General features: G+C 53.1%; 7 protein-coding genes. All 7 read left to right on the forward strand.

The features are described from left to right. Nucleotides 1-71 precede the first annotated feature (71 nt). Entirely contained in the window at nt 72-1,109 is a 1,038-nt protein-coding gene (locus F2Q65_RS17375) for a hypothetical protein (RefSeq protein ID WP_150094673.1), read from the forward strand. Between the two features lie 37 nt (nt 1,110-1,146). After that, entirely contained in the window at nt 1,147-2,214 is a 1,068-nt protein-coding gene (locus F2Q65_RS17380; protein WP_150094674.1) for a P-loop NTPase family protein, read from the forward strand. Beyond that, the gene (locus F2Q65_RS17385; protein WP_150094675.1) at nt 2,211-3,518 is read left to right on the forward strand and encodes a hypothetical protein; all 1,308 of its coding nucleotides are present in this window, start codon (nt 2,211-2,213) and stop codon (nt 3,516-3,518) included. Before F2Q65_RS17380 ends, F2Q65_RS17385 begins: the two co-directional genes overlap by 4 nt. A gap of 484 nt (nt 3,519-4,002) precedes the next feature. Continuing rightward, complete coding sequence (locus tag F2Q65_RS17390) at nt 4,003-4,452, forward strand: DUF1810 domain-containing protein (protein ID WP_150094676.1); 450 nt, start codon at nt 4,003-4,005, stop codon at nt 4,450-4,452. A gap of 493 nt (nt 4,453-4,945) precedes the next feature. Then, complete coding sequence (locus F2Q65_RS20075) at nt 4,946-5,383, forward strand: HNH endonuclease (protein WP_246156325.1); 438 nt, start codon at nt 4,946-4,948, stop codon at nt 5,381-5,383. 49 nt (nt 5,384-5,432) lie between these two features. Further along, complete coding sequence (locus tag F2Q65_RS17400) at nt 5,433-5,786, forward strand: hypothetical protein (protein ID WP_150094677.1); 354 nt, start codon at nt 5,433-5,435, stop codon at nt 5,784-5,786. A gap of 35 nt (nt 5,787-5,821) precedes the next feature. Next, nucleotides 5,822-6,000, forward strand: a 179-nt coding sequence (locus tag F2Q65_RS20250) for a GmrSD restriction endonuclease domain-containing protein (protein ID WP_150094678.1), incomplete at its 3' end; no start/stop codon positions are given.

Genomic DNA, 6,000 nt, shown 5'->3' on the forward strand with positions numbered 1-6,000 from the left:
ATAGTTAATTAGGTAACCTCCATTCCTGGATCTATTGATTCTCGAAAAGTTCAAAATATCAGGCCGATCTTATGAACCGAAACATCATCACCATCCTCTATTACCTGCTCGTACTGATTTGTGTCGGAATAAGCACCTATCTTTCATATTTCGGCTATAAGTCTAGCTTTGGTGGGCTGACCTTACCTTTTGTGGCAATCCTTGCAATTGGTCTATTCGCGGCTGATATTCTTATTCGCGATAGTCGAGTGAGCGGCAAGAGCATGATGCCCCCTCTCCTTTTGTTTGCTCTCTTCGCTTTCTTTAGTGCCGTTAGTAACTTCAATTTTCTCTATACAACATTCATGCAGAATGATGTGGTAAACCAAACACTCGCAAAACAATACATCATATTTCGTACCGCCTTGACCGACACCAGAACCAAGCTAACACAGCTAGACGCATTTACATTTACCGAACAAAAGCGAATAGAGCTCGACCGTGAATTAGCGCGCCTGCGCACTCAAATATTTGATGATCTCCGACCAGGCTGCGGAGAACGCTGCCGATCCCACCTGGCTCAAATAGAGCAGATCCTAGGCAAGCCTCTAACCGACTTCGCATTACCGCAACCCGGTGCCAGCGAAACAGTGATGGCGAATTGGTTTGAGCGTGTCCGTGACGCTGCTTTAGCCGATTTCAATAAACTAACCGAAAAAAATTCGTTTCCTGAGCTTGATAGGCTGATTCAAGATATCGACAATCTCCTACTCAAGTATGACACGCCGCAACGTTTGATCGCGCAGAATCAGGGTTTATCTATTCTCCAAACGCTAGCGAAAGAATCCGGCGAGATCGAACGCCGCGCCAACGCTCTTCTTCCTGCTACTGCGCCTGTGACTCACCCTAAAATCGATCCAACCCTTGGGCGTCTGGGTGAAATTGTTTATAGCTTGCAGAATGGTTTTGTCGATCGCCCAAACATTGGTGCTACAGCCATGTCGTCAATTCTGGCAATTGTGATCGATATTTTCCCGATAATGTTCGCGCTTGTTGCATTTGCGCCGGGTCTCGCTACGGCAGGACACCAGCCAAAACGCCGTGGCCGGGCGGGCACTATCATCGACTAAACCATAAACTAGGATTCGATAGCTAAGGAGCATTATCATGCCCGATCCGAGACTCACGCCACCCAAGGCATCAACTAATTCAGACCGCGACCACGATTTTGAAATCGATGATACTCTCATCGATCAGTTTACAAAAAACAGAATTTCACCCACTATCTCTGCGGTGGATAACGAAACCAACGATGACGTGGATGCACCTCTCCCAGAAAAACGCCGTTCTAGACTATTGTCAGAGTCCTTGCACGAGAAGGCTGGCAACTATGTGCTGACTTTCGGGTTTCCTGGCTCAGGTAAAACAACATTTCACTCCTTCTTAGTAAGGTACCTTATGGAGGAGGGGCCTTTCCGATCAGAATTTGTAACGAAGAATGACTTCGGTGAAGTGGATTACGACATTAACCGAATGGTGACTAACTGGAAAAGTGAGTGGCGGAGTGGCAGATTTCCAGCGCCTACACCAGTTGGGGAAGAGCATATCCGCGAATTACGCTTTGATGTCACGCCTTTGCAAGGCGTCCGGATTCCACTGCAGTTTAATCTTCTTGAAGTCTCTGGAGAAACACTTAAGGAAGTGCTCCCTACGGAACATCGTGATCCAGTGCTTGCCCGAGTTCTATTCGAACTGCTGTCGAATGAAAAAATAAAATTCATAATCATTCTTTTGCTCAATCCTGCCGTCCATGACAATGATGACTTATTTGTCAATTTTCTAAGCTACATGGATACAAACCTACCCTTCAATATACGACAACGTGCCAGCCTCGGGATTGTCGTGTCTAAACCTGGGGAGGCGCTTAAGACGCTCAAGGACCTTAGACAAGGGTATAGTCATGTTGCAGAGCTGAGGGGTAAGCACACAGAGGATTTTGTCGAGTCATTCGCAAAGTCAACCTATCGCATATGGTATGACTGGCCAGATCCGAAGAAAAAGATGATTTCACGGCTTTATCTTGGAGAGATCGAGGACATTAAGGGCCAAAAAAGGCTCGTGCGCCCGGACTACCAATCGATCGAAGGAATTTTTGATTGGATGTATCAGCAGTTCACTGGCAAAACCCTTGGGCCAACATGGTATCAGAAAATCGCCAGGCTGTTTCATTCATGACCACTGCAAGTGATTCGATTTTAGGGGCGGCCATCTTCTTTACGGATCGTGGCCTAGACGCAATTGGGACCGGCGTATTGTCTGGTGTTGGTAACACGTCGGCAATATTCGAGCTAAGAAACGCAGACCAACGGTTGTCCATCTTTTCAGCTAATGCAAGCCCGATCGTATTCCGTAGAACGATCGCTATAGAGCAAACTCGCGAACCGCTAGATCTGATCGGCGTTGCCTCCCAAGGGCTCGATTCGACGTCAAGGCCAGGGTTCTTTGGTTGTTGTGTTGCCGTTAAGTCTAGAGACGTAAGTGGTTATCGGGAGGCCTACGAATACATAGCGGATCGATTCAAACAAGTAACGAAAAATGTACTTTCAAATGGGCATATTAAGAGGCCATCGGCAGATATATTTGATTCTATCAAAGGGGGTGAGCGCTACAGAACAAAGACATACATCCGCTTAGGAAATGATGAAGGCACCCTTGTTCTCCAACTGGAGTGGAAAGACGAAAGCAGCTTACAGCTTATCTATCAGGTGATGGGAGCCTACTCAAACCATCCCTTCCACGCCAAAAAGGACATCATCATAGTCGAGCAACCAGTTCCGGGTGCAGTGGAATTAGATGAAGCCTATGTCCGCGAGCTTGAGAATAGCGCCAAAGAATGGAGGCAAAAATATAAACGCATTGCTAAAAGACCGAGCCACTCACCCCCTAACAGGGCAGGAGTGATAGAAGATGATAGGTTAGTCTTGCGTAGCCTCTTAGCGCGTGTCGAAGCACTTGAGTCGCAAGTAAAAGAATTGCAGCGGGCGCAGTCGCGGGGTACAGAGGTATTTTCAGGTTATTCTAAAAGCGCATCGGCCAAGGAATCATCGACTAGCAAAGAGGATGCTTTGCTAGCAGAGATCAAAGCACGCACAAGGGCGGACGGATACAAGAAACGCAAGTATCGTCGTGCCAGCCTTGAAAATAGAGGGCCATTCTATCATCTGAAGAGGCGATCAAATGGTACGAACGTATTGGTAACCGCATTTATCGTATCTATTGCTTTAATCATCGTCTTGCTAGGCTTCGTGTTCTTTAGTTACTGGGAAACCGATAAACCAGCGACCGACTTGCCGGATTTAGTAGATCGAACAGGGGTTGCAATAAATGCAATTGCACGTCAATCCACAAGCGAAGGCGAGCTTGTACAGGATTATGATTCTGCGGCTACCAATGTCGATGTAGGCAACGAGAAGGTAAGGATGGAGGATAGCTCAGAACGCGGGCGAGATGATTCGGAAGCCGGTGACCCCTTCAAATAATAGTATGGCGCGAGGCATGGATAACATAAGTTGGCGAAGTTTATCGGCACCTGGCGCAAAGATCATTCGGGAGCCGGTAGGTCGGTCTGCATGTTAATTAACAATCCCGACGTAATAACGGTGAATGGATAGGCAACTCTGCCAGTGTTGCTTTTTAACTCTGGACACCAACTACACCGTGACGTGCGTGAATGCCACGACTGGTGGCCCGACCGCTGCGCACCAGGGACCCTGCGCTCTGCGAGTTGGGAGCCGAGGCCTGGCTCGTGTGTCAGCGCAATGGGGTAGTGGCAGCTCGAAGGACTATCTCGCATCGCTCAACCGCCAGGTCGATCTGGAACAGGTCGGCCTGTACGCGATCTTCAAGGCAGCGAGTCGGGTCGAGTCGCGGAAAAAGCCGCACGTGTAAATGGCGTTCGCAAAAAGGCCTATCCATGGAGCCCCACTGTAAGTTAGGCAGATCGGATACAAGCGCGAGCTCGCGATGACAGAAGCGAATGATCCCTATGACCTGACCCGCTTCGTTCTGGCGCAATCGCACGACTACGCCCGCGCCCTCGCCGAGATCCGCAGTGGCCGCAAGCAGTCACACTGGATGTGGTACATCTTCCCGCAGCTTGACGGGCTCGGTTTCAGCGCGATGGCCCGCCGCTATGCGATCCGCAGCCTGACCGAGGCGCGGGCGTATCTGGAGCATCCGGTGCTCGGGCCGCGGCTCGTCGAGTGTGCCGAGGCGGTGCTCGCTATTGAGGGTAAGTCCGCACAGGAGATCTTCGGTTCACCCGATGACCTGAAACTGCGCTCCTGCGCGACGCTGTTTGGGCAGGTCTCACCAGAAGGCTCGGTGTTTCACCGACTGCTCGAGGCGTACTTTGGGGGCAAGGCGGATGTGCGGACGCTGGCGTTGCTGGGCGAGAGGCGCCTCACAGGGTGATCGGATAAGGTCATGGACCGCGACCATCAGATTCGCCTTGCCGCCTTCAGCCACTGCGCGCAGCTGCTGCGGACTCATGCGGGCGCTGTGCCATGGGCCGCGATCCAGCTGGGGTTTCGCTTCGAGGGCGAGCAAGTCTATCTCGGCAGCACCCCTCGCGGCATCCACCGGCCGGTGCAGATGCGGCGCGGTATCCTCAGCATCAAGACCACCAAGCCAAAGCTGGGGCGCACGGCTCGCTACGACGATGCGCTGAGCGATGACGGGTACTTCAGCTATGCCTTCCAGGGCACCGACCCCGGTAATCGCGACAACCGGGCGCTGCGGGAGGCCTTCGAGGACCAGTCGCCGTTCCTGTACTTCTACGGCCTGATCCCTGGCATCTACGAGATCCTGTTTCCCTGCTACGTCACTGAATTGGGATGCGTCCGCGCTGCGATGCACTGTCGCTGTCGGGAGTGCCTACGACATCGCAGCGCCGGTCGATGGTCGCATGGCTCAGACGCCGATCGATCGGCGCTATACCACCGTCGAGGCCAAGGCACGGCTGCATCAAGCCGAGTTCCGCGAGCTGGTGCTCGGCGCCTACGACCGCCGATGTGCTGTCTCAGGGCTGCCGATTCCGGATCTGCTGGAGGCGGCGCACATCATCCCGGACCGGGATGTACGAGGGCGTCCCGAGATCACCAATGGTCTGTGTTTGTCGACCATCCATCACCGCGCCTACGACGCCAACCTGCTGGGGATCGATCCGGACGGGCGCATCCATGTCGCCGAGGCGGTGCTGGCCCAGCATGACGGGCCGACGCTGGAGGCGGCGCTCAAGGGCATGCATAGCAGGCAGATTCGACTACCGCGGCATGTCGAGGATCGGCCGAATCGAGATTTCTTGGCGGAACGGTTCGAGGGATTTCACACACGTGCTGGCTAGGGATACACTCCGGTTCTTTCGATCATGACTGGTGCCTGGAGACTGTCACATGACAAGAAGTGAACGAGCCTGCCAAATCTGGTCCGTGCTTGCCTGGGCGGCCAGGAATCGTCAGATCCTGACTTACAGCCAGCTGTCTCGGCTGATTGGTGTGCCAGCGGCTGGGCTGGGCCAGCTGCTTGAGCCCATCCAATCCTATTGTTTGGTCTCCGAGCTTCCACCCCTGACCATCCTCGTCGTTCAGCAGGACTCCGGTTTGCCCGGTGCTGGCTTTACCGGCGCGTTAGCAGCAGAGCTTGCCAGCAAGCAGATGGACGTGTTCGCCTACGATTGGCTGGGCCATGGAAACCCGCAGCCGGATAAGTTCGAGGCGGCTGTCAATGCACGGCCGTCGAACGGCTGAAGGCATGTAGAGGCAACAACATCAGGAGATCCACCATGCCGGGCTCGACGTTCCAGACCAACCCCTACGATCTGTATAAGCTGCTGGAGGACTGCCACCGCGGTATGCTACAGCTGCCGGATTTCCAGCGCAGCTGGGTTTGGGACGAGGACCGCATCAAGAGCCTGATCGCCTCCGTTTCCCGGGCCTTTCCCGTCGGTGCCCTGATGACGCT

Origin of the sequence: Thiohalocapsa marina, from assembly GCF_008632335.1 — a bacterium.
GTDB classification, from domain to species: Bacteria; Pseudomonadota; Gammaproteobacteria; order Chromatiales; family Chromatiaceae; genus Thiohalocapsa; species Thiohalocapsa marina.